The sequence below is a fragment of the Vibrio amylolyticus genome (assembly GCF_023145695.1).
GTDB lineage: Bacteria > Pseudomonadota > Gammaproteobacteria > Enterobacterales > Vibrionaceae > Vibrio > Vibrio amylolyticus.
The window spans coordinates 195,834-221,516 of the sequence record NZ_JAJHVV010000008.1 but is presented as its reverse complement, the minus strand read 5'-3'; the positions used below and the strand labels follow the sequence as shown (position 1 = coordinate 221,516).

Genomic DNA, 25,683 nt, shown 5'->3' with positions numbered 1-25,683 from the left:
GACAGTCGCTCAACTATCTTGGGTATAAATATCTGGTTTTAAATACTTTGGTTTGAAATAAAAGGCTCGAATAATGATTATTCGAGCCTTTTTAATTCTTATCATTGTTTAAGGCTTTTGCTGATTGCCAAGTGCGGTCATGTATTTGTTGAATCGTCGCAGTCGTGTTTCGGCTTTTTTTGCGCTTGTTAATCCGTGAGCGATGACATAACGGTTAGATTTATTGAGCGTATCAAAAAATTGCTTTGCGTTAGGGTTATCATCTAACGCTGCTAAAAAGTCGTCTGGTACTTCAATTTCACTGGCGACGTAGGCGTTTTCCCAGCGTCCATCCACTTTTGCAGCACGAACCTGCACTAGACCAGCCTCTTGCATCCGGCCCTCAAGGATTAAACGCTCAACATGTTCGGTGTTTCTTTTCGACCAGTTACTGCGTTTTGTTCTAGGTGTGATGCGCTGAAGGTAAGCTTGATCATCAATGGACTTTTTGACACCGTCTATCCAACCCCAACATAGAATTTCAATCACGACATCGTTCCAAGAAACACTTTGAATGCCTGAGTTTTTCTTAAATATTTTTACCCATAATTCATCGTCAGTGGCGTGATGATTGCCAAGCCACAGGTTGAGTTCGTTGGATGTTTCAAACGTTTTAATTCTTAATGGGTTAGCCTCAGGCATAAGATTGGTTCCTCTAAGAGAGTGCTTTGCTTTAAACAGGTTAAGCTTGAACAGTATTCTCGCCAACGCCAAATGCGACTAGTCGTGATAGTTCACTTAAACTACGGCCAGATTCACTTTGCCAGTGATTAAAGGCTTGTTGAATAGCTTCTAAACTGCGCTTACTGTAGAGGCCACCTTCGATGATATTGTGTGCTCTAAGGTAGCTTTCAATATCGCGGCTTAAAATGAATGTGTCTTTACCTAACTGGCGAAGAGCATAAGGGCCCGTATTTCCACCAAGACGTTGCCCGTGTTTTTTCAGATAGAGCCAAAGACCAATAATATCGTCCTCGGGCCAGTTCGCTATGAATTGGGCGAAGCTGCCATGTTCAATTTGAATATTTCGTATCATTTGTGCATTAGCGATAACGGTTTTTACCTTGGTAAAATTACGTACGATCCGTTGATCTTGGCTTTTTCGTTCTAACATATCGTTTGGCATCAATAAGAGTTTTTCGATATTGAATTCCCAAAATACCTCTTCAAATGCTGGCCACTTATTGTGGATCACTCGCCACACAAACCCAGACTGAAAGATGGATTTGGTAAATTGCGCTAAGAAGCGATCATCAGTAATAGCGGCCAATTGTGTTCGGCTTAACGGCTCTTCCAGTAATGACTCTAGCGCTGCTTCCCCGCCTTTTCGTTGGCAAGCTCGATAATAAATGTCGTCAAAAGATTCGTATTTCATGAAGGTTTACTGATTTAGTTAAGCATCAAAATAGAGTACCTGAGCTTCAATGACTTTGCTTTTGATTTTTTCATCCTTGAGGTGATGGAAATAGGACTCCCTAAACAGTAAAAGGCTAGCGAGAGTGTTGTTATGCACTCTTGCCAGCCCTTCCATAATCTTTATTGTGCTTAATGATTACTCGTAATCAGAAGCGTAGGTCTCTTCATAGGTGTGCGAGTAAAGCTCAAACAAGTTACCAAACGGGTCTTCTAGATAGACCATTTTTGCTTGCTTGCTGTCATCTTCTGGGTGATAACGCATGATATCCATACGTACTTTACCGCCAAACTGTTCAGTTCTTGCAATCACGCCTTCGAAGTCATCAGTTTGAAGACAGAAGTGGAAAATACCTAGACGAGAGAAATCAACTTCATGGCGCTCTTGGCGTTCTTTCATTTCAAATAACTCAACACCAATGCCATCAGTCGTCACTAAATGTGCAATGTTAAAGCCTTTAAAGCCTTCACCAAATACAGCAATACACATTCTGCCAATCGCCGTTTCACGTTCTTCTTCAACTTTGGTGTTACCCATGACGACTTTAAGACCTAGAGCGTTAGTGTAAAACTCAACCGCTTTGTCCATATCGCCAACCATGATGCCTACGTGATTCATTTTCATAACTTACTCCAAATATTGTTTAGTTCGATTCTTGTTTCGATGGAGCTACTATAGCGATTTAGTGTGATTACTTGAAATTATCAATTTTTATTATTTTAATAATATTTTGTTATTTAAAAATAAGGGTAAAGCGTAGAAAGTCACTTCGGTTGAGTGTTTTAGAATCTGTAGACCAGTCATGAACAGATCTCTAAGAATTTATCCATATGAAGAAAAAGAACTTTCTTTCAATGAATTAATGGCTATTTCCGGTAACAATTGAGCTGAATTGCGGATAAACTAAATGCTGAACGAGCGGCGAGTGCATAAACTAGAAAGATTAAAGTGGCTTTGAGCATCGTTTGGAACCAAAGACCCGAAGAATAACCCCAGTAAGGGGAGGAGAAACAGTAATGAATCATGAAACTAAAACAATGGAAGTGCCTGTTGCGATCGCTGAAAGAGTACAAACTTTAATTGATGCCTATGAAATTCAAGAGAAGTTTAAAGCTGAGCGCAAAGTCGTGGTGAATAACTTGCTGTCTATGGATGGTTTAAGTTGTGAGATGGCAGTTTATAGTTTGGCTCAAGATGAATTACTCGATACTCTACGATTTGTTTATGAACTTTCGGGAACAAACAGTAAGTTTGTAAAGAATATTCTGACTCAATCGAGAGAGAACCCGAAGAAGGCGCTTTCTGACGCGCAGCGTTCATCAGCAAAAAGTATGCTGTTTAACCTAATTAATGATCCTTCTGTTGTGTCAGCAATGAAAGAGATCTAGTGTGATGCCTTGATTGACAGTTATCTAAACCTCTGTTGATTCATCACGATAGAAGCGCGTTTTCTCTGTTCTATTAATAGAGATAACGCGTTTTTTTAGGTTATAGAAAACTCTTCGTAACCCGTAAACATCGCGTAGCCAGCAAAATCACTACACGCTTTGACTGCCGGTTGATCAGCGTAAGGTTTGAAAGGCGCACCAACCAGTTTTTTCTTTTCCTGACAATGGATCAATCGCTCATGATCCATCACTTCGCCTAAATAAGTGCCTTCTGGTGAGTAGAGATCACCTTTGTAAAACCTCGCGACATGTTTTCCTTCATTTGTCCAAAGGTCTTCACCATCGATATAGCCAAATGATTTTCCACCCCAAGTCCACACTGGTTCCATTTGTCTTCTCCGCAATCAAGTTTGTTGATAATTCTGCCTACATTTTATCGATACCAATGAAAGGATGCTGAGGTTAATACCGCGCGTTATTGGTTGGTTACAATTTAAATCGTGCGAAACCCTAGGGTATTTTTAACCTTACTTGCGACGCATATAGCCCATTTACGTCTGCCTTTGAGTCGACTTAATGAATTGCTTTAATAGACCCATTTATGATTTGGTGATAATGTTACAAGTAACATTCCAAATCGTATTTTATTGTTAGAAAAACCATGAGCTTAGATCAAACCTCACGCCCAACCCTTCAAGACATCGCCGATAAGATTGGTATCACCAAAATGACCGTCTCTCGATATATGAGAAACCCCGAGTCTGTTGCGGCTAAAACGCGAGAAAAGATCGCTAAGGTGATTGAAGAGGTGGGCTATATTCAAAACCGTGCGCCTGCCATGCTGTCAAAATCTTCCAGTAAAGCGATTGGTATATTGCTGCCTTCGTTGTCTAACCAAGTGTTTGCTACCTTTGCTGAGGGGATTGAAGAGGTTACCAAAGCCAATGGTTATGAAACGCTGATTGCTCATATTGGATACAGCCCGGAAGAGGAAGAGAGCAAGGTCGCGTCGCTATTGTCGTATCAAGTGGATGGTCTTATTTTTACTGAGACTCAACATACTCAAAGAACTCTACAGATGATAAAAACCGCAGGTGTTCCCGTTGTTGAAACCATGGAGTTACCCGAGAACCCGATCGATATGGTCGTCGGTTTGGATCATAAGCAAGCTTCTTATACTGTGGTGAAGCAAATGCTTGATTCCGGTAAGAAGAGTATCGCGTATTTTGGTGCCCGATTAGATAGCCGTACTCAACTACGTATGGACGGTTATAAACAAGCGATGGAAGAGGCGGGGTTAACGCCGAAATGCATTCTTACTGAGGCGCACTCAAACTATACCCTTGGTGGTGAGTTGTTAGAAAAGGCGCTTGATCAATATCCAGGTATTGATGGCATTTTTTGTACCAATGATGATATTGCCATTGGCGCGATGATGTACGCTCAAACTCACAATATAGAAGTACCAAAGCAGCTGAGTGTGGTGGGCTACAACGCGTTGGATATCGGACAGGCGATTTCGCCAAAATTGACCAGTGTTGATTCCCCTCGATACGAGATAGGAAAAAAAAGTGCTGAACTGTTAATTTCAGCACTGGCTGGAGAAAAATTAGGCCAAAAGGTGTTTAACTTAGGGTTTACGATTTCTCAAGGTGAAAGCTTACAATTGCGAGCTCAAACCCTTGAGTAGGGAGCCTTGCATCCATTAATTGTTCCCATACAAAGTTAATGGACACAAGGCTTATTCGGTTATTGATGTAGCCATTGCCATTGTCATTGCTTAATACAAAAAGCTCGCGCCAAGCTCGGCGCTTGAAACATTCTCTCGCATCACTTTGAAGATATCTCGTCCCCATGTTTGCTGAGAGGTTTCGGTATCAATATGAGCAAAGCGTCTTGCATTGGTATCGGTTAAGTTCTCTAGCGTTCCTGTTTGGCAATCTAGTCGGATAATATCGCCTTCTCTGACCAAACCAATAGCGCCGCCATGCAGTGCCTCAGGGGATACATGAATGGCTGCTGGAATCTTTCCAGATGCGCCAGACAAACGACCATCTGTCACAAGCGCGACTTTGAAACCTGCCTTTTGAACATTACCTAGGATAGGCATTAGTTTATGCAGCTCAGGCATGCCGTTTGCGGCTGGGCCGTTGTAGTTCACCACCACAATGCAATCGCAGTTGAGATCGCCATGTTGGTAGGCGGTTTCTACATCATGCTGAGAGGTGAATACTTTCGCGGGTGCTTCGATCACTTGGTATTCTTTAGCAACGGCTGACACTTTGATGACGGCTTTGCCTAGGTTGCCATTGAGCATGCGTGTTCCGCCGGTTTCCTGGAAGCTCGCTTTTGGCAAGGATATGACGTCAGGGTTGGTGCTTTCACCGCAATCTTCCCAAACCAACTCATCATTCACGAGCTTAGGTGATGTCATCTGTTGTTCAAAGCTGCCAAATACGGGAGAAACATCGCTATTGAGCAATCCACTTTGGTTAAGGCGTTTGAGTAAGACAGGAACGCCACCTGCTTGTTCAAAGGCATTGATGTCAGCAGGGCCGTTTGGGTAGACCTGAATCAACAATGGCACGATGTCAGAAAGATCGCTGATGTCTTGCCAGGTTAGAATAATGCCTGCGGCACGTGCTATCGCCACCATATGAATGGTGTGATTGGTGCTGCCACCCGAAGCAAGTAATGCCACAATGCCGTTAACCATGTTCTTTTCATCAACGACTTGATGTAGTGGACGATGGCTTGATGATGATACGTTCATTGCCGCAATTTTTGTGGTCGCGTGATCGGTTAAGGCTTGGCGTAGTTTTGTGTTTGGTGGTACGAATGCTGAGCCAGGTAACATTAACCCCATGGCTTCAAACACCAGTTGATTGGTGTTTGCTGTGCCATAAAAGGTACAAGTCCCCGGGCTGTGGTAGGCATTACATTCCATATCAAGAAGTGCTTCTGTGCCTACTTCTCCTGCGGCGTATTTCTGTCTTACGCTCACTTTTTCTTCGTTGGTAATGCCGGTTGCCATTGGGCCTGCGGGAATAAATGCCGTTGGCAAATGGCCAAAGGTTAATGCGCCCATCAGCTGCCCCGGTGCGATTTTGTCACATATGCTCAGAAGCAGCGTGCCATCAAACAGGTTATGGCTGAGAGAAAAGGCCGTAGACTGGGCAATTAAATCACGGGAAAACAGTGACATATCCATGCCGGCCTGGCCTTGTGTTACGCCATCGCACATTGCAGGAACACCGCCCGCAACTTGCGCGGTGTTGCCCGACTTTCTCAGCGTCGCTTTGATTTGATCTGGGTAGTCTTTATAGGGTTGGTGCGCACTCAGCATGTCATTGTAGGCACTGACGATCGCAAGGTTGCTGCGCGTAAAATCGAGGATTTGATTCTTTTCACTCGCACAAGAAGCGGCAACCCCATGCGCTAAATTACCACAAGAAAGTTGGCCACGGCCTTTGCCTTGACCGGCTTGTTCATTGATTTTTTTAAGGTAGCTCTGACGTGTTTCCTTACTGCGCTCAACGATGCGATTGGTGACGTCTAAAATGGTTTGATGAGTCATTATTCCGCCTCTGCCTTGGTCAGGTTTAGCTTTTCTAATGCGGTTACTGAGCGGTCTAGAACTTGTTCAAATGTGCCGTCAATGTCAACGGTCGCAACACCTTTCTCTTTGCTCGGGTTTTCTAAGATAGCGAATTGGCTTGTCACCATGTTTTCTTTCATAAAGTGGCCTTTACGGGCGCGCATTCGTTTCATGATTAAATCTATGTCTCCATCAAGAAAAAGAAAGTTAACGTTATGATTGCCTTCGCGAATTTGATCTCGATAGATCTTTTTTAATGCCGAGCAAACGATGATGCCAGTTTCATTCTTACTCTCTAAGCTATACGCAGCATCACGAATGCGCTCTAACCACGGGGAGCGATCATCATCATTCAGCGGCTCGCCACTTGCCATTTTCTGAATGTTTGCTCTTGGGTGAAGATCATCACCGTCAATGAACTTAGCGTTTAATCGTTTAGCGAGTTGCTCGCCTACGGTGCTTTTACCACAGGCGCAAACGCCCATCACAATAATACTTTTACCAGCCATTTACGCTCCCTTACGAATAGTCTGAGCTAGATCGCATTTTTTGAATTCGACTAAAAATATGGTTTCTATCTTATCGGTGTTATCGGTAACATGTTACCCGTAACTTAAAGTATTGTGATCTAAAACACAAATTGAATTTCTAACAACTACACTTACTTGTGAAACATTAAGGTGTCTTTTATGGACCAACTAGCCCACACCGCAGATCCTACATTTCTGCTCTCTGTTGCAGTACTTGCTATCGCTGCACTGCTTATCCTCATTATTAAATTAAAAGTTCATGCTTTTGCTTCTCTTACGTTAGTAAGTTTGGGCACAGCAATCGTTACAGGTGTTCCTTCTGAACGGGTGGTGCCGACAATGATGGGCGGCTTTGGCGGCACATTGGCATCGGTTGCTTTGCTTGTCGGTTTAGGTGCCATGATAGGTAAAATCCTTGAAGTGACGGGTGGTGCCAAGGTACTGGCAGACACGTTAATTGGCCGATTCGGTGAAGAGAAAGCTCCGTTAGCCTTGGGTATTGCTTCACTTCTATTTGGTTTCCCTATCTTCTTTGATGCGGGCCTGATCGTAATGATGCCGATCATATTCAGTGTAGCAAAACGCTTTGGTGGCTCTCCGCTTAAGTATGCGTTACCAGCAGCGGGCGCTTTTGCGGTTATGCACGCGTTTGTTCCCCCGCACCCAGGGCCAGTTGCGGCAGCTGAGTTGCTAGGTGCAAACATTGGTCTATTGTTGTTCGTTGGTATTCTGGTGGCGATCCCGACTTGGTATCTAGGTGCTTACTTATTTGGTCTGTATGCAGGTAAGAAGTTTGATATCCCACTGTCTAAAGCGTTCTTTAATGCTGATTCGATTGTCGATGAATCTAAACTGCCAAAATTTGGCACGGTAATGACTATCTTGATTCTGCCTGTTTTACTTATCTTTATGGATACAGGCTTGAACACACTCGCTGTTGCCGGTGTGATTGACGGCTCATCGCCATTCGTTGAATTTCTGCGCATGATGGGTAAAACACCCGTTGCTCTTCTTGTTACGCTGTTAGTTTGCCTGTTTATCTTCGGTAAAGATTACGGCATGACGAAGCTTGAGAAGCTGTGTGGTGATTCATTAGCGCCAATCTGTGCGGTGATTCTTGTTACTGGTGCGGGTGGTATGTTCGGTGGTGTTCTACGTGCCAGCGGCATTGGTGAAGCACTAGCCGGCGTTCTTTCAGACACTGGTATGCCAGTTATAGTGGCTGCGTTTGTAATCTCTACCTGTTTACGTGTCGCACAAGGTTCTGCAACGGTAGCACTGACAACAACGGCGGCGCTTATTGCTCCAACAGTTGCGGCAACAGCAGGTCTTTCTGAGCTAGATTTATGTTTCATTGTTATCGCGATTGCAGGTGGTGCAACGGTACTGTCTCACTTTAATGATTCTGGCTTCTGGTTGGTTTCACGTTTAATGGAGATGGATGAGAAGACGACACTGAAAACTTGGACAGTAATGGAGACACTACTAGGTAGTATCGCGTTTATTATTGTGGGTGTATTGAGCTTCCTTCTTTAAGAGTAGAAAAACAGATTTATACAAAGCTAAGCGATTATTCGCTTAGCTTTTTCGTTGATGCTAAGTTAACGCATCTGCGGTTATGCAATTTTAATTGGTAAGGGTATTTTAAAAATGAAAACAGTTGAACAACGTCTAAAAGAGATAAAAATTGTACCTGTTATTGCTATTAGCGATGCAGAAAAAGCGGTTCCGCTAGCAAAAGTATTAGTTGAAAATGGTTTGCCGTGTGCAGAAGTGACATTCAGAACCGACGCGGCGGCTGAGTCTATTCGTCTTATGCGTGAAGCTTACCCTGAGATGTTGATTGGCGCTGGCACTGTACTTAATGCCTCTCAAGTGGATGCGGCTATTGAAGCGGGTGTTGATTTTGTCGTGAGCCCTGGCCTAAACCCAACGACGGTTAAGTATTGCCAAGAAAAGAACATGCCGATTGTACCTGGTGTGAATAACCCAAGCCTGGTTGAACAAGCGATGGAGCTGGGCTTAAAAACACTGAAGTTCTTCCCTGCTGAACCGTCAGGCGGCATTGCGATGCTTAAGGCGCTCTCTGCGGTTTATCCAGTTGAATTTATGCCGACAGGTGGTGTAAGCCCAAGTAACGTTAATGATTACCTTGCACTGCCATCTGTATTGGCATGTGGCGGTACTTGGATGGTGCCGAATGCCCTAATTGATGCGGGTGACTGGGATGCGCTTGCTAAACTGGTTAGTGAGGTATAGTTAAATAGAACTAGTTAACTAGCTGAATTATTGAACGAAACATAAAGGCTTGAGGAAGTGGATTTCTCAGGTCTTTTTTATTTTCAATGGGTTAGGATAAAGTGTGAAGAGAAGTAGATAGAGAGATAAGTTATCTTACGAGGCCTTAAATTTGGTCTAAATCTGGCTTTTCAAGGGGCAAGGATAATTATTATTGATAACACTGATGTAAATCACACAAGTACGAAATTACACTTGGTGAGAGTACCGTTAGTTTGCTACGTTTAAGTGACACAGTGATTGGAAAGGTAGAATTATATGAAAGTAAATGTTCAAACACATCATGTATCAATCAATGACGACTCTCGTAAAGAAATCGAAAGTAAGTTCGACAAGGTAGCCTCTCATTTTCCACAACTGATTAGCAGCGACATCATCATCACTAAAGAGCACGGTCAACACCAAGTAGAGATTTTCACAAACTATGAAGGTGCGCGTGTATCAGCGAAATCAACTAACGATGTCATGTACCCAGCCATTGCAGCAGCGCTGAAAAAACTAGAAGCAGGTCTACGTAACCGTAAGGGACAGCTTAAATCAGACCTTCATGAAAAGCCAACGAGCACGAAGCCTGAAATTGCATCAGACATCATTCAAGAGATGAAGCTTGTTTAAATAAATAGGATTCCTAAACCAAAAGAGCCAGCATTGATTGCTGGCTTTTTTGGTTTTTTACTCTGTAGATGGGTTTAGTGAGAGTTATTTGAGTAAAGCCTGTGCCGTTGGCTCGGTTTGATAAAGCAACGTCTACAGACCTAAACGAGACTTACATTGAGCATCAACAAGACGCTGGTGGCGAAGGTTGAGGTGTGAAATAAGCTTCTGCCATTTTTCTGCTAGGTAGTATTGGCCAGATTGAAGAAGTTGCCCTTGAGCACTTTCTATCATTTTTAGCGGCATACTCTGATAGATGTACTCGAAGGTATTACTATCAAGATCGGAGGCGTCTTTGGCCTTACTCAGTTCATAAGAAAGGCCATAAGCATAGATGCGAACAGCCTGTGTTTCGGGGGAAGAGACTTCCGTTTCCGTGAGCTGATTGATCAGCAACTTGAGTCGGTCGAATTTCATTTTCATCGTGAGATATCCTTTTGATAGCATTTTGCGTTATCGGTCTATCTTTTTTATGCCCTATAACTATTAGCGTAGAATTGTTTTCGCTCAAATAAGAACCAAATGATGTGTTTTAACAATGCAAAACCAAGTACATATCAAACGGTTCATTGAAAGATGAAACCGTTTCTCCAGTTTCATCTTATTGAAATAACGCCGAAGTACGCCTGAAATTGCTTCACAAAACTCTTAGTAACTGACCTTGTAACGGACTTGAATAAAATCATTTGGGAAGGCTTTAGCACTTGCTTGTTCTAGCTTAATTGGGCGGCTTGTTGGCCCAAATAGGGGAATACCTTGGCCAAGAATGAGTGGTGCACGAGTGATGATCAGTTCATTGATGAGTTCTAGCTGTAAGAACGCTTGGATGGTGGTTCCGCCGTCAATATAAGCGTGAGAAAAACCTTCAGACTCTAACTTGTTAACTAACGCTTTAATATCGCCTTGGTACATCTCAACTCGGCTTTTCATGTTGTCAGGCGCTTCAGAGAGTGTATTGCTGAGGACGATAATACGCGTATCACCATAAGGCCACTGCTCATCAGTCAGGTTCATGCTGGCGATTTTTTCCATGCATTTTCGGCCCATGATCATGCAATCAATGGATGCCATGTAGTTGAAAAAGCCCATATCAGCGTGATCACCCATCTCTGCGACTTGGTTGCCACAAGAGTGTAACCAATCAACGCCACCATCTTTAGTTGCGATAAATCCATCAAAGCTTGTTGCGATAAATACAGAACATTTCATACAAAGAGCCTCCTACACAATTGTGGCTCGACGATACGTGATCGCGTTACTAATTGAAATAGGTGATGGGTAGTGACGCTTATCACTTATCGAAAACGTCGTTTAAATGTGCATTATTTCGATAGGCGATTTTCCCGATACCCATAAATCACGCATCTGTTTCATTTTTACTTCACTATGAGAGAAAAAATATTCATAACCTTCACACAGGTAGTTGTGAGCACTTTCTCCTATTCTTGGAATAAAGCGTTGCTTAGGGCAACCGCCATTGCAAAGCTTCAGATATTTGCAGTTAGAGCATTTTGAGTTGATGTCTTTTTTCTTGATTCCAAACTGATAGTTTTGCTGGCTAAAGTTCATTTCCCCAATAGATTTGCTATGAATATTCCCCAGTTTAAATTCGGGATAAACGTAATGGTCACAATTATAAACATCGCCATTGGATTCCAGTGCGAACGCACTGCCACAGCGAGGCGCTAATGTACACATTGAGCCTTTTTCATTAGACCAGCCTGCCAGAGTATTTTCAAAATAAGGGACAAAGACGCTGCCAACATCGTGCTTTACCCAGTATTCAAAGATCTCAGATAGGAACTGTCCAAATTTTAGTGAGTCCACACTCCACTCGGTGACCTGTGCTTGTATTTCATGTTCAGGGCTTACTAGATAAATGCCTTGAACAGTAGGCTTGGTTGCTGACCTTTCTACTAATGGAATGTACTGGTGATAATGACTTCCTAGTGATTTAAGGTGCTGATAGACCTCTAGCCCATGATCCACATTATGGCGACCAACGACGGTTAAAGTATTAAATTCCACTTGGTGTGTTTGTAATAATTGAATAGCTTGTTTTACTTTTTGATATGAGCCTTTTCCTGAACGATTGGTACGGTATTTGTCGTGCAGATGTTCTGGTCCATCAACGGAGATACCGATTAAAAAATGGTGCTCTTTAAAAAGTTTGCACCACTCATCATTAAGCAATAAGCCGTTGGTTTGTAGTGTGTTCTCTATTGATTTTCCATTGGCGTACACTTGTTGCAACAGCAGTGCCTTTTGGAAAAATTCAATGCCCATCATCAGTGGCTCCCCACCTTGCCAAGCAAAGGTGACGTGCTGGGTATATTGAGCTTCAATATGCTGTTTTATGTATACCTCAAGAGTGGCGTCTGACATCTTCCAATTGCTGTTTCGATCTGGGTAAAGCTTATCTTTTTCTAAATAAAAACAGTAATCGCAATCTAAATTGCACACTGAACCAGTGGGTTTACTCATCACATGAACTGATTTAGAAACTTCCATACTATTGCCCCAGTTGTTAGGCAGGGAGTAAGCCCTGCCTAAGGTTAGAATGTTTTGATTATCGATTCATAAGAACCATTGAACGCTACAAGTGATTATTTTTCAGCCTTACGATACCCATCTGGCACGTAGTTACTAAAATCAGCGCCTTTACAGTCGGGTACGTATCCTTTTGGAGCTGGGAAAGGAATTGTGTCGCAACTTTGTGCCAGGTTTTGTTTAGCCTCTACTACTCGCTTGATCACTGGCGGTAGAATACGTACCCCATCGGCGCGTAAGTCATACATCTCTTGTGGGTCACTCGATAGGTCATAGATTGCCGGGATCTGCCGCTTTTTAGGTGCTTCAGGCATGATGTCTTGATCGTAGAAGTGTAGTTTCCAATCATTCCATTTATAAGCCTGAATAATCTGGCCATTGCTGATGTAAAAACCGTCACGGTTTGACTGTTCTATCTCTCCCTTTAAGAATTTCCACTGACTAATACCATCAATGTGGCGATCGGTTGGCATCTCATAACCAACCAACTCTCCAAGGCTAGGCATGACATCCGCTACATGTACAATCTCGCTACTTACGTTGTTCTCTTTGATTGTGCCAGGCATAGACGCAATAAATGGCACTCGAATTGAACCTTCTAAAGCCGTGAAGTAGCTTCCACGCCATGGAGCAGCCGTACCATGGTGAGGGTAGTGCCACTCTGGCCCGTTATCCGATAGCCAAATAATTAACGTATCTTCGCGAGCGCCTGCTTCTGTGATGGTATCAATCACCTGACCTGCTCGATAATCGATCTCATGAAGAACGTCTGCATAATCTCCTTTTCCTGTTACTCCTATAAAGTCAGGGTGGGGGAGTGTTGGTAGATGTGGCTGCGTAAATGAGACAAACGTAAAGAATGGGCTTCCAGATTCTAACTGAGCATTGATGTATTTAATGGCTCGGTCAGTGATTTCTCCATCAATGGTACGTCGTGTCTCAAGGTCAAAGTCTTTAACATCTTTGATCTTTCCATCGATAGTGTCTTGAATTTGGGGGATGTTGCCATCTTCTTTGTCAAAGTGTAATTGCGAAGAATAAACGGATTCATCTGAGGTATTTAATACGCCAAAAAAGTCATCAAACCCTTGGTCTAACGGAGTACGGCCTTCAGTATCACCTAAGTGCCACTTGCCATACATTGCTGTATTGTAACCTTGCTCTTTGAATTTATTTGCCATGGTAACTTCCCAGTTCACCATGCCATATTCCATTCCCCAGACGACTTCTGTTGTCGCTGTTCTTAGTGGGCGTCTCCCCGTCATGAACGCGGAACGTGTGGGTGTACATTGAGGTTCTACATTGAAGTTGGTTAACCGGATTCCTTCTTCTGCTAACTGATCCAAGTTTGGCGTTGCAACTCCGCGAGTACTTCCGTAAGACTGTAATTCACCAAAGCCCAAATTATCGACCATCATAACGACAACGTTAGGCTGATCTTGTGAGGCAACTGAAATCGACGGTAGCATCGCCCCTGCTAGTGCGGTTGCGAGTATGGTTTTCTTTTGCATGATTAACTCCTGCGGTTGGTTCTTGCTTGCTCTTTCTATACTAGGAAATATAGTTTAGTTTGCTATAATTTGAAGTGATTTATTTTTATTGGGGGTATAACCTTGAGGAATGATGAGTTAACCGCTCTGAGAGAGCTTGATTTCAACTTATTGAAAACGTTGCTTGTTCTTCTTGAACAGAAGCACATTACCAAAAGTGCCGAGTTGCTGTTTATTACCCAACCAGCGGTAAGTAAGCAGTTGGCGAAATTGAGAGAGATGTTTGACGACCCACTGCTTGTTAGAGTGGGCAATCAATTGGTACTGACTCAAAAAGCAAAAAGCATCCACGAAAAGGTAGCGGGCTTATGTGAACAGTTTCGAGATTTGATTGCGCCTGATACCTTGAATCTTGCCGAAGTCAATCAAAGTGTCACCATCATGCTTTCTGATTATGGTAGTCCTCATTGGATGACTAAAATTGTAAAACGAGTTTCCCAAGAAGCCCCCAACGTCACTTTGACGTGCAAAAGCTGGAATCAGGAAAACATAAATAAGCTCATCACCGGTGAGATCAACTTTGCGTTAGGTACGTTGCCAGAGAGGCACGATGATTACGAAAGTGAGCAGATTGGAGAGTTACCTAGTTCGCTGATCGCTAATAAAGAACATCGTTTGTTTAGCGGCGAGAAAGTAGAAAATCTGATTGAAAACTATCCGATAGTGAAAATAAGGGGTTCTCATAAACATGATGCTACCTATAGTCACCTCGTGAAGAATAACCAAGTGCTGCTAGATGAAGCGACACTCTGGTTAGCCTTAGAGACATTGAAGCATACAGAGGCATTTTTGATTGGCCCTAGTAAATTTATTAATGAAATTGATGATAGTCGCTACTTTCAAAGTAGAGAGCTACCAATGCTAAAGTTAATGCCCGTCGTATTGTCTTGGAGTCGAGGGTTAACTAACGACCTTTTTTACTGTTGGATGAAAGACACGATTGTGGATATTGGTAAAGGCATCATGAATGAAATTTGAATGTCATTAATTCACGCGTACTAGCCCTTGTTCTATCGCTTGAACCAATTCTATTTTTTAGAAACGAGCGAATAAAGCGTTGCTTGAGTCAGCGCTATGATAGGCTCGCTGCTACTGGGCATAGGCGTGTCTATCTCAGCCATTCTCGAACGGCCTTGCTGGTAGTCACTCCAGAGCGGCACATCGATAATCACGACCTGACTTGTGGGTAGTTCATTAAGCGACAGCTCTTGAGCGAGAAGATGCAGCCACCAAGAGATTTGTCGAAACCCTGCTTCGCCACGGAGTGGCTTCGCGAGTGGTTCGATCAATCCATTTTTTAGGGCGCGATTGGTTTCTATGGTTAAGGCGAGTGTGTGTTGATAATTGGCCGTTTGAAATGACATCAAATTGTCTTGCTCAGCCATATGAAACGCGCAAGCTTGTGCGGTTGAAATAGGAAGCAATACAAAGGCTGAAAGTGAAACAAAGAGTCGCCAAATTGATGGGGTCATAGTGTTACCTCTTAATTAGAATCAAAGAAGAGGAGCACGCGATGTACTCCTTGAACTCTCTTCATGATTGATAGGTCAGATTATTGAATCGCAATCGAGATAGGGTAGATGTTGAAATCAAAGGCTTGGCCAAATTTCTCAATGTCAGCATCGCTGCCTTTTACTTCTGCGACTTGGTTAAGCTGAGATTCTGCACCAGTAAACAGTTGATCAAACTGAGGGCGTGTCGTGGTGACGACAACGTCTTTACCCTGTTTGCCTTCTACGATTTCAACAATGCCATTGCGCAGGATAACGGTGTAGATCTCATCTGTATCGGAGAAGTGAATTTGGTAGCTTGTTTCTGTACCACCAACCGCTTCAGGTAGTACTTTGTAACGCAAGCCCTCTAGTAGCGTGGAAGTCGAAAATCCAGCAATCATATTTGGATTGGCGAGCATACCTTTGGCCATTTGGTTAACCAGCTGCATATTCAGAACGCCATCAAGCTCATCTGCTCCTGCTAAGTAAAAACCGCGGTTAGACGAGTTAATGCTTGCATAACCAAGGCTACGTAAACCGGCTGCCTTGAGTTGACGTGACTGCACATCATCGTTATCAGTACGAACCAGTTTGTCTGATAGTGTTACCGACCACTTGATTTCGCCGTTCTCTAGCGCTTGTTCTGCCAGTTGAATGACAGCATCACGACCACCCATTGCTTCAATTAATTTCTGAGCCTCTTCCGCTTTAGGAAGAGGATCAAGGTTTGCTGGGTTACCATCCCACCAAGAAACGTAACCGGTGTAGAAAGAACGCACATTGGTCTTCACGTTGCCGTACGTTTGGATGGTGAATGGGTCGAGTGTTAGGTAGTCAGGAATAACGATTTCATTAGCAAGATCGTCAGGGCCTTTACCTTGGTTGATAAGACGGACTGCTTGGTCGTGTTGGAACTGCATCGCGTCACGATAAGTCACTAAGATTTTGTCGACGTTTTCTTTGCCGTACTCTGGTTTTCCGTGACCAGGCAGCATGTGTTCAGGATTAAATGAGCGAATGTTATCAATGGCGTTTACCCATGCATCGGTGTCTCGGAACTTGGTGCCGCGAGGTGAGTGCAGTTGAGGCGCCGCTGGGCCTTGTAGCTCATCACCAGTAAATACGGTTTTGTATTGAGGGATGTAGGCAATCATATGGCCTGAGTTCTCTCCGCCCGAGTGAGAAAATTGAATCTCCAGCCCAGCAACATTAATAGTTTCATTACCATTAACGGTGCGTGTTGGGGCAATAAATGAGGTTGGCCCTGTAGTAAGGTGACCGCAACAGCCAGTCGTGAACTGCTCACGATCTTCAGGCTGTAATACCGCGCCGTACATCATCATTGCGCGCTGGAACATCAAAGGGCCTGTCGCCGAGTTTTCTGAGACAAACGCACTTAAGAAGTTACCGTCAGCAATGACATCTACTTCGCCGCTTTCAACTTGTTCTGGAGTGATGAAAGCACCTACACCACCAGTATGGTCGGCGTGTGCATGGGTATAAACCACCGCTTTGATTGGTTTATCACTGAGCTTTTTGATTTGCTCCGCAACGGGCTTCATTTGAGTTTCGTTTAAGCCTGTATCAATAACAATAAGACCTTCAGGTGCGTCGATGACGTGAATTGATGCAAACGCATTTTCGGCAACAATGGTCCAGATAGGGGCACTTGGGTGTTGATACAGTGCTTCTTCAAAGTGGTTCGCGTGATTAACAAAGTATTCAGGTGCATAACGCTTTACTTGATAAGGGCTGTTACCCGCTGAATATTCAACATCATGATAATGACGTTTTTCCAAGTCAGGCATGGCCGAGACGAAAGCTGATAGTGGTAATAAAACCGCAGCGGTAACTACAGACTTTTTAATCATAATAAGACCTATAAGGTGTCGGGAAATCAGAGGTGTTGCTTAACGTGATTCAGATTATCTAAATTGTTAATAACAAACTAATTACCAATATCTATTTTGATTATGACGTGTAGGTTATAATCAAAAAGGCTTAACGTTTGGAGGAAGACACGTGCGACCATTTCATCAATTGGATTTAAACCTACTGAGAGTATTTAAAGTGCTATCAGAGGAGCTGCACACCGGCAGAGCCGCTGAACGTTTGCATCTAGCCCAGCCATCCGTGAGTCGATCGTTAGCGAGATTGAGAGACCATTTTGACGATCCTCTTTTTATTAAGACTCGAGACGGGCTTACGCCAACGTCTATGGCGGCTCGTTTAGCGTTGATCATTCCAGAGTCTTTGAATCAGTTATCCCATGGAATTGACTCGTTGGAAGAGTTTGATATTTCGAAAAAATCGGGTCGATTACGTATTGCGATGAACTCGTTTTTGGCCTTAACATTGCCTGCAAAACTGCATTTAAAGTTGCAAACTATTGCGCCTGATATTCAATTGGAAGTGGAGAGTTGGGGCTCGTCAACGGTGAGCAAATTGATTAAAGGGGAACTGCATTTCGCGGTTAACTATTATCCGTTGGACGTTCCTAAAGAGATCCTGAGTCATCCATTAACGGTGGACCGCTTCCAATTGTTAGTGAGAAATGACCACCCTTTGGTTGGAAAAACAACGTCTGTGGGTGATTTAGCAAAATATCCTTGGGTGACGGCCATAGTAAAAGGTTGGAATGAGCAGACAACGCTAGTCAGTCGACTACTTGCAGATAGGGATGTACCTATACAGATGAACTATCGCTCAGAGGTGTTCAGTTCAGTGGTACAAGTGACGGCGGAAAGTGATGCAATATTACCGTGTTCAGCTTTGCTTTCAGAGAATCTATTCCCGCAGCTCAGTTCAATTGAAGCCCCTGAAAGTATTGAGCCTCCAAGTGAAGAAGTGCGAATTTACGCTCATCAGCGATTAAGGCACGACCCTTACCATGAATACCTGTTTACGCTGATTAAAACGATAATTGACGAGCTATAAATCGGGACGCTTTACCCACAACATAGTTTGCCTAGACAAATAAAAAGCCCTAAGACTTAAACGTATTAGGGCTTTTTTCGTATTCGACGCGGGAATTTATTTAACTAGAAAACTGGACCACCCCCAAATCTACAGCGGTTTGTAAATCCACCTTGTCTTGCACTAACGCTTGCAGCGCCGCTTCGCTAAGCAACATCACCGAGGAAGGCGTTGCAGATGAAGGAGTAGCGTGAACCTCAATGCGGTTCCCATTGGTGACTTTCGTCCATAGGTGGCTATCCACTAGGTAAATGTACGTGACAGATTCAAGGTCAACCTTTTGGTTTTTTGCCATCACGGTCAACCACCAACTGGCTCGTTTTAACCCTTGTTTTCCTTCTAGTGTTTCAATTTGTTGTAAGTGATTGTGTTCAAGAGCTTCTTGAGTCGCCATTGCGATATCAAGCGAGCCAGGAAAGCTCTCGGTAAAAGGGTTATTGAATTGCCCATCATAGGAACAAGCTTGGATTGGCGTGCTTATTCCTATCACAGTTGCCAAACTCAATAACATCAATGAGTGTTTTGGCTTCATAGTGCCGTCCTATGGTGTCACGATGTTGAACCAGAAATTGAAGGTATCGAGCATGCCGACAAAGTCTCTGAACACTTTCTTATCGCCTTTGAGCTTGATATCTCCACTAGATATAGCTTTCTCAAGGGTCGTTACACCCAGTTGTACGTCATCAAGTGTTGCTTTGGTTAAAGTGAGAGATACATCTGGATCATCATTGATCATCCTTGTATGGTTCAGCACTGAGTTTTCGATGTACAAGGTGTATTGCTCATCAAGATCCGTGAAGTCGATATTGATGGTGTAGTCCTTGCCTGCCGCTTTCTCTGGTAGTAATCGAACTGCTAGGTAATCAAATAGCATCTCTGGTGGCATATTTTTAATGATGTCAGGTGATGCGGTATTTGTCCCACCAGCGGATGGTGTACCATTTCTTAGCTCATAGGCACCTTGTAAATAGACGGAGCGCCAAGGGCCAGACTCCGCTTGATAACCAAGCTGCTCATAGGTATCAGCTAACAATGCCTTACCTTTTTTACTTTGAGGGTTCGCGAAGACCACGTGTTTGAGCACTTCAGCGACCCAGCGATATTTCCCGTTATCGAAGTCTTGTGTTGCTTTTTCAATGACGGCTCTTTCCCCACCCATGTACTCAACGTATTTCACCGCTGCATTGGTTGGTGGCAGGTTGTTGAGATCCGATGGATTACCGCTATACCAACCCATGTAGCGCTGATACACCGCTCGACTGTTGTGTCTAAGCGTTCCGTAATAACCACGAGTACTCCAGTTATTCTCAATTTCATCTGGGAATTGAATGATCTCTGAAATTTCCTCACCGATATAGCCTTGGTTCATCAAACGAACCGTTTGATCGTGGGTATATTTGTACATGTCACGTTGAAGCTTGAAGTAATCAACAATCTCTTCTTGCCCCCACATTGGCCAGTGATGACTTTGAAATTTAACTTCGACTTCATCACCCCAAGTTTCAATTGTTTCGTTCAGGTAGTATGACCATTTCAACGCGTCACGAACCTGTGCTCCGCGAAGGGTCAAAATATTGTGCATGGTATTGGTACTATTCTCGGCCATCCACAATGCTTTTTTCTCTGGAATCCAAGTGTTAATTTCCGTTGGTGCCTCAGATCCCGGTGTGTATTGGAACACCATTTTAATGCCATCAACAACGTGTTCTTCACCCGTCTTTTCAATAATCAGAGTCGGGCGTATGAGTGTTGCAAGGCCGGTTGAGGTTGTTTGGCCTAATCCCCCATTAACACCGCCTTGAGCATTACGTGGCAGTAGTGCACCATACATATAGATCGCTCGTCGTCCCATAGCATTACCGGCGATGACATTTTCAGACACCGCATGCTCCGTAAAACCGTGTGATGCGATGATTTGTACTTTGCCAGCGTTTACATCCGCTTCATCGACAATTCCTCGAACACCACCGAAGTGATCAATGTGGCTGTGACTGTAAATAACCGCGGTAACGGGGCGTTCACCGAGTTCTGAATTGATGAATTCGAGTGCGGCTTTGGCTGTTTCTTGTGAAATTAATGGATCAAAGACAATCCAACCATTCTCACCTTCAACGAAGGTAATATTGGTTAAGTCATACCCTCGAACTTGGTAGATTCCATCGGTGACTTTGAATAAGCCATTAATAACGTTTAACTGTGCGTTACGCCATAAGCTCGGGTTAACGCTGTCTGGGGCTTTTGCGTCAAGTGTGATGAATTTTTTGTACTCTTCGAGATCCCAAACCACATTTCCTTGATCGTTGGTTATCGTGACGACATCTTGTTTTGCAATGAAGCCTTTTTGAGCACGTTCAAAGTCTTTGGTGTCTTTGAATGGAAGGGTTTTATACAGTGCTTGGTTGGTGTCAATCGTTGCCTGCGTGGCAGGCTTTGATTCGGCTGCAATGCCGCAGGTTGATATGACCATTGCTAATAGCGGAATGGTGACTCGTTTCATAGTTCGTTCCCTCTTTATGAACATCAATGCGTACATAAAGCGTAGAAGATAACTTGTTAATTTTCTGAGAAATATTACGACGTTTTTATTTTTAAGTCGTGGCTCACAATGAAGCTGGTGGTTACTAGAGTAAACGTTAATATTGGAAGGGAGAATTAAGAAAGGCCGAATGACGAGCCTTCCTATATTGGCGCTATGGTTGGTAACTATATTGCTAATGTTGGAGACTATATTGGTAAAGTTGGCTACGTCATTTGTGAAGGTGAAAGCTGGAAATGGCGCTTAAACTCTCTAAAAAACTGAGACTGACTGCTGTAACCCACAAGGTTTGCGGCTTCACTGGCGCGCTTACCTTCAATGGTGATGAGCTCTTTGGCCTTGTCTAAGCGCACTTTTTTTACGTATTGCATCGGGGATTCACAGGTCACTTCTTTAAAGGCGCGGTGAAAAGCAGAGACACTCATATTGGCGTCTTGAGCTAATTCATCAACGTTAACTGGCGATGAAAAGTTGCCATGTAATCGATTTAAAACTTTGGCGATGCGGGCATAGTGGCTGTCTTGAGAAACCAGCCCCATCAGCGTATTTCCTTGTGGGCCAATCAAAACACGGTAGACGATCTCTTTAACCAAATCAGGGCCTAGAATTTTGGTTTCTGCCTCGTCTTGTAAGCAGGTAAGAAGCCGGATGCAGGCGTCTGACAGTTCATCCGTTACCTGAGCTTTTTGTAAGCCGCGAGCGGACGTTTTTGGAATCGTAACATTAAGTTGATCGACCAGTTTGTTGAGTAAAGGAAGATCGACATCTACACATAAGCTGAGAAGAGGTTCATCGTTATCGTTGAACGCCTCGCACTCTAGCGGCAAAGGCACGCCAATCACTAAATAATCACCTACGCCATAGCTCACCGCATTTTCCGCGAAATGAATCCGTTTACTGCCTTGACCCATAATGATGATGCCAGATTGATACAACAAGGGTCTGCGAGGGCTTGATGTTGGTGCGTAATAAAAACTGACCCCATCTAATTTGGTTTGGAACACCCCCTCCCTTGACCTTAGATCGTTTGAAATAGCATACTCTTGCATCGATTTGGCAAGTGATTTCATAGTCAACATCCTTAATTAGAAAAGAATTGAATGTATAGCGAGAGAGCCTAGAGTTATACTTATAAGCAGAAATAGGCAATAAAACTAGACTATCTGTCCTTTTTATTAACCTAATCTGGAGTATTATGCAATGTAATCTATGCTCTACGTGAATAAAACTAAGGAATAACCATGAAATTCAACTACGTGAATCCTACTCAAATCTTATTCGGACAAAACCAAATCGTTGGAATCAGCGGGCAAATCGCACCAGACAGCAAAGTGCTGGTCATTTATGGTGGCGGCTCTATCAAACGTAATGGTGTTTATGATCAAGTAACATCGGCATTAGAGAATCATAATTGGGTTGAATTTTCAGGTGTTGAGCCAAACCCGACGAGAGAAACATTGGATAAAGCGGTTGAATTGGTTCGCAGTGAAAACGTGGATTATATCCTTGCAGTAGGTGGCGGCAGTGTTATCGATGGCTCTAAATATGTGGCAGCGTCAGCGCTGTATGATGGTGAAGGCTGGGACATTCCATCTGGTAAGCACCAAGTCACTCAAGCTCTGCCTATCGGTGCTATCTTAACGCTTCCTGCAACGGGCTCAGAATCTAACATGGGCTCAGTTGTAACTAACGCCACGACTCAAGAAAAACTGGCTTTCCTATCGCCGTTCGTACAACCGAAGTTTGCCGTGATGGACCCAGACGTAATGAAAACCCTCCCAGAGCGCCAGCTTGTGAATGGAGTGGTCGATGCTTGGGTTCACGTATGTGAGCAGTACATTACCACTACAAATAATGCGTATGTACAAGATGGTTACGCTGAAGCACTGCTTCGTAGCTTGCTAAAATTAGGGCAAGATTTTGAAAACCGTGACAATGACGAATGGCGTGCGAACCTAATGTGGTCAGCGAACCAAGCACTCAATGGCTTAATTGGTGTTGGCGTAGCGCAAGATTGGGCAACGCATATGATTGGTCATGAATTAACGGCGGCATTCGGTGTTGATCACGCTCGCTCGCTAGCGATTGTTCAGCCATCATTAATGCGCAATCAAATGGCAACGAAACGTGCGAAGCTAGAGCAGATGGGTGTTAACGTGTTTGGTTTAGCGAAAGGTGATGATCTTGCAGAGCGCACTGTTGATGCGATCGAAGCTTTCTACCAAAGCCTAGAAGTAGCGACAACCTTGACCGACCACGGCTTAACCACTGAGCAAGCAGTTGACAAAATCGTTGGTCAGATTGAATCACACGGAATGGTGGCGCTTGGTGAGCATCAAGCCATCACCCTAACAGAAAGCCGCCAAATCCTAGAAGCGGCCATTCAGTAGGACTGATTTAGACGTTAATCAATAAAAACGCCACGATCTTATCGTGGCGTTTTGCTGTGTCCTTAGATCTTTGGAATAAGAATAGTAAACCTTGCACCGCCAAGGTGGCTATCATCAACTGATAGCGGCCAATCAAGGTTTTTAGCGGCCTGACTGGCAATAGCAAGACCTAAACCAAAACCACCGTTGTTAAGATTGCGGCTTTTATCTAAGCGAGCAAAGGCCAAAAAGATTTCTTGGCGTTTTTCGCTAGGAATACCTAAACCATTATCTTCTACATCAATTGTCCAGCAGTCATCGAACTCATTTAATGAGACTTCGACAAGCCCGTTTCCGTAATTAATCGCATTTTTAATCAGATTATCGAGGATCAACTTAGCGAAACACGCCGCGCCATAGGGATGTTTGTTAGATAATTCAGGATCAATGTTGAACGCAATATTGTGGTCGCCACCCACCATTTTCATACGGTTTTGACATAACTCTTTTAAAGGTACTTCTTCAGTGTGTGGGATACTTTGTACACAGCGTTTATTTCTTAACCTTGAGAGTTGGATGATATCGGCCGTGAGCAGAGAGATATCTTCAATATAATTATCGATATTATCATGCAGCATCTCTTTGTTGATGGTATCAGGCCGGCGCAGCAAGTCACTGGCCATTTGAATGCGGCTTAGCGGTGTTCTAATCTCATGAGGAATGGCTTGTGAGAAAATCTGAGATTGTTTAACGCGGGTTTCAATATCCTCAGCCATTTCATTGAAGCTCTGTGCTATCTCTTTGATTGGTGAAATATGATAGGACTCTGCTCGAATACTCAGATCCCCTTGACCGAAAGCTTCTTGTACTTTTAGTAACTTATTTACTCGCTTATTGACTCGGCATAATGGTAAATAGAGCAGTAATGCCAATGCTAAGCTCATGGTAACAAAAAGCATTAAGAAGAAATGGTTGTCTCTATCTTCATACCATGGCGTTGAAATCGTGATCGGATCTTCTGTCTCTGTAAACAGTAGAAATTGAGGTGAGTTTGGAATAGGTAGTGCAATTGCGAAAAGATCGTCGCCATTGATGTAAATGGTTCTCCCTTTGTGCTCTGTGAATGCCTCACAATCTAGGCAGTAACTCGCTATATTTATATCTTTCTCAATGACTTGCAGCTTATAGTCATAGAATGAAAGCTCTGTATGATCATTAAGCCGCGTGTATAAACCATCCGATTCGTACTGGCTATTGATGTAGTTTTGTAAATGAACCGTAGCAGTATCAACAAAGGTTTCTTTATCACCTTGGCGAACATAACCGGCAGTGAGATGAATAAAAACAATAAAGGTTAGCACCATACCAGTTAAGCTTTCCAAGTATAAGCACTTGAACATCGACTTTGGTTTTGTTTTTATTTTCATGCTTGACTACCTACTAGCTTATAGCCTTGGTTTCTTACCGTTTTAATGGCGGCACTGAACACTTCCGCTTGAATCAATTTTTTGCGTAGGCTGGAAACTCGCATATCAATAGAACGGTTATTTGAGCAGTATTCTATCCCTCGAGCCACTTGACAGCAGTGCTCTCTAGATACTGTTGTTCCAGCATGCTCAATTAATACTTGGAGAATTTCAAACTCAGATTGAGTGAGCTCAAGAGGCTTTTGTTGATAATAGGCGGTGTGGTTCTCGCCATTAATAACGATACCGTAAGCATCATTAAATACGCTCGTTGGTTGAGAGTGATTACCGAAATGATAGCGGCGAAGAAGTGCTTCAATTCTGGCGACTAAAATATGACCACGGATAGGTTTTGTCATGTAATCATCAGCGCCTAGCTTTAGAAGCGAAACTTCACTCATTTCATCTTCAGAAGCGGTGAGAATGATGATCATACCTTGATAGAACTCTCTCGTTTCACGACAAATATCAACGCCTGACTTACCAGGAAGCATAAGGTCTAGAATAATTAGATCTGGTTGAGTGCGCTTGATCATATCCAATGCCTGTGACCCATCGCTAATAACAGAGACTTGGTAGCCTTCTGCTTCTAGGTACATTTTTGTTAGTTGGGCAATTGCATCGTCATCTTCTACTAATAAAACGTTACCGCTCATATCCATTCACTCTGCTGATGTATTTTGCGTCGCATTATATTGAAATCGATTGCGCCGACAATAATGGTGGGAAAATTATCCTGAAATGGGAGTATTTATTTCATTACAGCCAATGCTTACATCTGCTTACAAAGCGTTCATTAACAATATGTCATTTTGTTTATTG

General features: G+C 43.4%; 25 protein-coding genes. 8 read left to right on the top strand and 17 right to left on the bottom strand.

Annotated features, from left to right (window positions below; genetic code table 11):
• Window positions 1–108: 108 nt before the first annotated feature.
• The 3 genes from KP803_RS14360 to KP803_RS14350 form a co-directional block, all read right to left on the bottom strand.
• On the bottom strand, window positions 109–681 hold the full coding sequence (locus tag KP803_RS14360; protein ID WP_248009534.1) for a YdeI/OmpD-associated family protein: 573 nt from the start codon (window positions 679–681) through the stop codon (window positions 109–111).
• Window positions 682–721: 40 nt separating this feature from the next.
• The gene (locus KP803_RS14355) at window positions 722–1,414 is read right to left on the bottom strand and encodes a DNA-3-methyladenine glycosylase I (protein WP_248009533.1); all 693 of its coding nucleotides are present in this window, start codon (window positions 1,412–1,414) and stop codon (window positions 722–724) included.
• Between the two features lie 177 nt (window positions 1,415–1,591).
• Entirely contained in the window at window positions 1,592–2,077 is a 486-nt protein-coding gene (locus KP803_RS14350; protein WP_248009532.1) for a VOC family protein, read from the bottom strand.
• 392 nt (window positions 2,078–2,469) lie between these two features.
• Between KP803_RS14350 and KP803_RS14345 the strand changes: the two genes are divergently transcribed.
• A complete protein-coding gene (locus tag KP803_RS14345) occupies window positions 2,470–2,841 on the top strand; it encodes a hypothetical protein (RefSeq protein ID WP_248009531.1) in 372 nt (123 codons plus the stop codon).
• A gap of 95 nt (window positions 2,842–2,936) precedes the next feature.
• On the opposite strand, the gene KP803_RS14340 is transcribed toward KP803_RS14345, so the two are convergent.
• On the bottom strand, window positions 2,937–3,230 hold the full coding sequence (locus KP803_RS14340; protein ID WP_248009530.1) for a 4-fold beta flower protein: 294 nt from the start codon (window positions 3,228–3,230) through the stop codon (window positions 2,937–2,939).
• A 272-nt stretch (window positions 3,231–3,502) separates the two neighbouring features.
• On the opposite strand from KP803_RS14340, the gene KP803_RS14335 reads away from it, so the two are divergent.
• Entirely contained in the window at window positions 3,503–4,531 is a 1,029-nt protein-coding gene (locus KP803_RS14335) for a LacI family DNA-binding transcriptional regulator (RefSeq protein WP_248009529.1), read from the top strand.
• Window positions 4,532–4,621: 90 nt separating this feature from the next.
• Here the strand turns inward: KP803_RS14335 and edd are convergent, their stop codons facing one another.
• Both edd and KP803_RS14325 read right to left on the bottom strand, forming a co-directional pair.
• Window positions 4,622–6,418, bottom strand: coding sequence for a phosphogluconate dehydratase (gene edd / locus KP803_RS14330; RefSeq protein WP_248009528.1), 1,797 nt, complete (start codon window positions 6,416–6,418; stop codon window positions 4,622–4,624).
• A complete protein-coding gene (locus KP803_RS14325; RefSeq protein WP_248009527.1) occupies window positions 6,418–6,948 on the bottom strand; it encodes a gluconokinase in 531 nt (176 codons plus the stop codon). The genes edd and KP803_RS14325 overlap by 1 nt, the downstream gene beginning before the upstream one ends.
• Before the next feature lie 180 nt (window positions 6,949–7,128).
• Here KP803_RS14325 and KP803_RS14320 point away from each other — a divergent pair, with 180 nt between their 5' ends.
• The 3 genes from KP803_RS14320 (at window position 7,129) to hpf (ending at window position 9,882) form a co-directional block, all read left to right on the top strand.
• Complete coding sequence (locus tag KP803_RS14320; protein WP_248009526.1) at window positions 7,129–8,505, top strand: GntP family permease; 1,377 nt, start codon at window positions 7,129–7,131, stop codon at window positions 8,503–8,505.
• 114 nt (window positions 8,506–8,619) lie between these two features.
• Window positions 8,620–9,228 carry a bifunctional 4-hydroxy-2-oxoglutarate aldolase/2-dehydro-3-deoxy-phosphogluconate aldolase gene (locus KP803_RS14315; RefSeq protein ID WP_248009525.1) on the top strand — a complete coding sequence of 203 codons (609 nt, stop codon included), beginning with the start codon at window positions 8,620–8,622 and terminating at the stop codon, window positions 9,226–9,228.
• A gap of 297 nt (window positions 9,229–9,525) precedes the next feature.
• A complete protein-coding gene (gene hpf / locus KP803_RS14310; RefSeq protein WP_248009524.1) occupies window positions 9,526–9,882 on the top strand; it encodes a ribosome hibernation-promoting factor, HPF/YfiA family in 357 nt (118 codons plus the stop codon).
• Between the two features lie 132 nt (window positions 9,883–10,014).
• Here the strand turns inward: hpf and KP803_RS14305 are convergent, their stop codons facing one another.
• From KP803_RS14305 to KP803_RS14290, 4 genes are all read right to left on the bottom strand, one after another.
• Window positions 10,015–10,344 (bottom strand): hypothetical protein, encoded by a 330-nt coding sequence (locus KP803_RS14305; protein ID WP_248009523.1) that lies wholly within the window; start codon window positions 10,342–10,344, stop codon window positions 10,015–10,017.
• Between the two features lie 225 nt (window positions 10,345–10,569).
• On the bottom strand, window positions 10,570–11,130 hold the full coding sequence (locus KP803_RS14300) for a dihydrofolate reductase family protein (protein WP_248009522.1): 561 nt from the start codon (window positions 11,128–11,130) through the stop codon (window positions 10,570–10,572).
• Between the two features lie 102 nt (window positions 11,131–11,232).
• Window positions 11,233–12,432 (bottom strand): anaerobic sulfatase maturase, encoded by a 1,200-nt coding sequence (locus tag KP803_RS14295; RefSeq protein WP_248009521.1) that lies wholly within the window; start codon window positions 12,430–12,432, stop codon window positions 11,233–11,235.
• Window positions 12,433–12,527: 95 nt separating this feature from the next.
• Window positions 12,528–13,982: a sulfatase-like hydrolase/transferase gene (locus KP803_RS14290; RefSeq protein ID WP_248009520.1), complete on the bottom strand. Its 1,455-nt coding sequence runs from the start codon at window positions 13,980–13,982 to the stop codon at window positions 12,528–12,530.
• A gap of 102 nt (window positions 13,983–14,084) precedes the next feature.
• Here KP803_RS14290 and KP803_RS14285 point away from each other — a divergent pair, with 102 nt between their 5' ends.
• Window positions 14,085–14,999 carry a LysR family transcriptional regulator gene (locus KP803_RS14285; protein WP_248009519.1) on the top strand — a complete coding sequence of 305 codons (915 nt, stop codon included), beginning with the start codon at window positions 14,085–14,087 and terminating at the stop codon, window positions 14,997–14,999.
• A 50-nt stretch (window positions 15,000–15,049) separates the two neighbouring features.
• On the opposite strand, the gene KP803_RS14280 is transcribed toward KP803_RS14285, so the two are convergent.
• Window positions 15,050–15,493, bottom strand: coding sequence for a hypothetical protein (locus tag KP803_RS14280; RefSeq protein ID WP_248009518.1), 444 nt, complete (start codon window positions 15,491–15,493; stop codon window positions 15,050–15,052).
• 80 nt (window positions 15,494–15,573) lie between these two features.
• Entirely contained in the window at window positions 15,574–17,385 is a 1,812-nt protein-coding gene (locus KP803_RS14275; protein WP_248009517.1) for an alkyl sulfatase dimerization domain-containing protein, read from the bottom strand.
• A gap of 151 nt (window positions 17,386–17,536) precedes the next feature.
• Here KP803_RS14275 and KP803_RS14270 point away from each other — a divergent pair, with 151 nt between their 5' ends.
• Complete coding sequence (locus KP803_RS14270; protein ID WP_248009516.1) at window positions 17,537–18,451, top strand: LysR family transcriptional regulator; 915 nt, start codon at window positions 17,537–17,539, stop codon at window positions 18,449–18,451.
• Between the two features lie 100 nt (window positions 18,452–18,551).
• Here KP803_RS14270 and KP803_RS14265 read toward each other — a convergent pair whose 3' ends face one another.
• The 3 genes from KP803_RS14265 to KP803_RS14255 form a co-directional block, all read right to left on the bottom strand.
• Window positions 18,552–19,022 (bottom strand): hypothetical protein, encoded by a 471-nt coding sequence (locus KP803_RS14265; protein ID WP_248009515.1) that lies wholly within the window; start codon window positions 19,020–19,022, stop codon window positions 18,552–18,554.
• Window positions 19,023–19,031: 9 nt separating this feature from the next.
• Complete coding sequence (locus KP803_RS14260; RefSeq protein ID WP_248009514.1) at window positions 19,032–20,987, bottom strand: alkyl/aryl-sulfatase; 1,956 nt, start codon at window positions 20,985–20,987, stop codon at window positions 19,032–19,034.
• A gap of 245 nt (window positions 20,988–21,232) precedes the next feature.
• Entirely contained in the window at window positions 21,233–22,096 is an 864-nt protein-coding gene (locus KP803_RS14255) for an AraC family transcriptional regulator (protein ID WP_248009513.1), read from the bottom strand.
• A 171-nt stretch (window positions 22,097–22,267) separates the two neighbouring features.
• Here KP803_RS14255 and KP803_RS14250 point away from each other — a divergent pair, with 171 nt between their 5' ends.
• Window positions 22,268–23,416 carry an iron-containing alcohol dehydrogenase gene (locus KP803_RS14250; RefSeq protein WP_248009512.1) on the top strand — a complete coding sequence of 383 codons (1,149 nt, stop codon included), beginning with the start codon at window positions 22,268–22,270 and terminating at the stop codon, window positions 23,414–23,416.
• A gap of 62 nt (window positions 23,417–23,478) precedes the next feature.
• On the opposite strand, the gene KP803_RS14245 is transcribed toward KP803_RS14250, so the two are convergent.
• Window positions 23,479–24,822, bottom strand: a complete 1,344-nt coding sequence (locus KP803_RS14245) for a HAMP domain-containing sensor histidine kinase (protein WP_248009511.1) — start codon at window positions 24,820–24,822, stop codon at window positions 23,479–23,481.
• Window positions 24,819–25,517, bottom strand: coding sequence for a response regulator transcription factor (locus KP803_RS14240; RefSeq protein ID WP_248009510.1), 699 nt, complete (start codon window positions 25,515–25,517; stop codon window positions 24,819–24,821). Before KP803_RS14240 ends, KP803_RS14245 begins: the two co-directional genes overlap by 4 nt.
• Window positions 25,518–25,683: the final 166 nt, after the last annotated feature.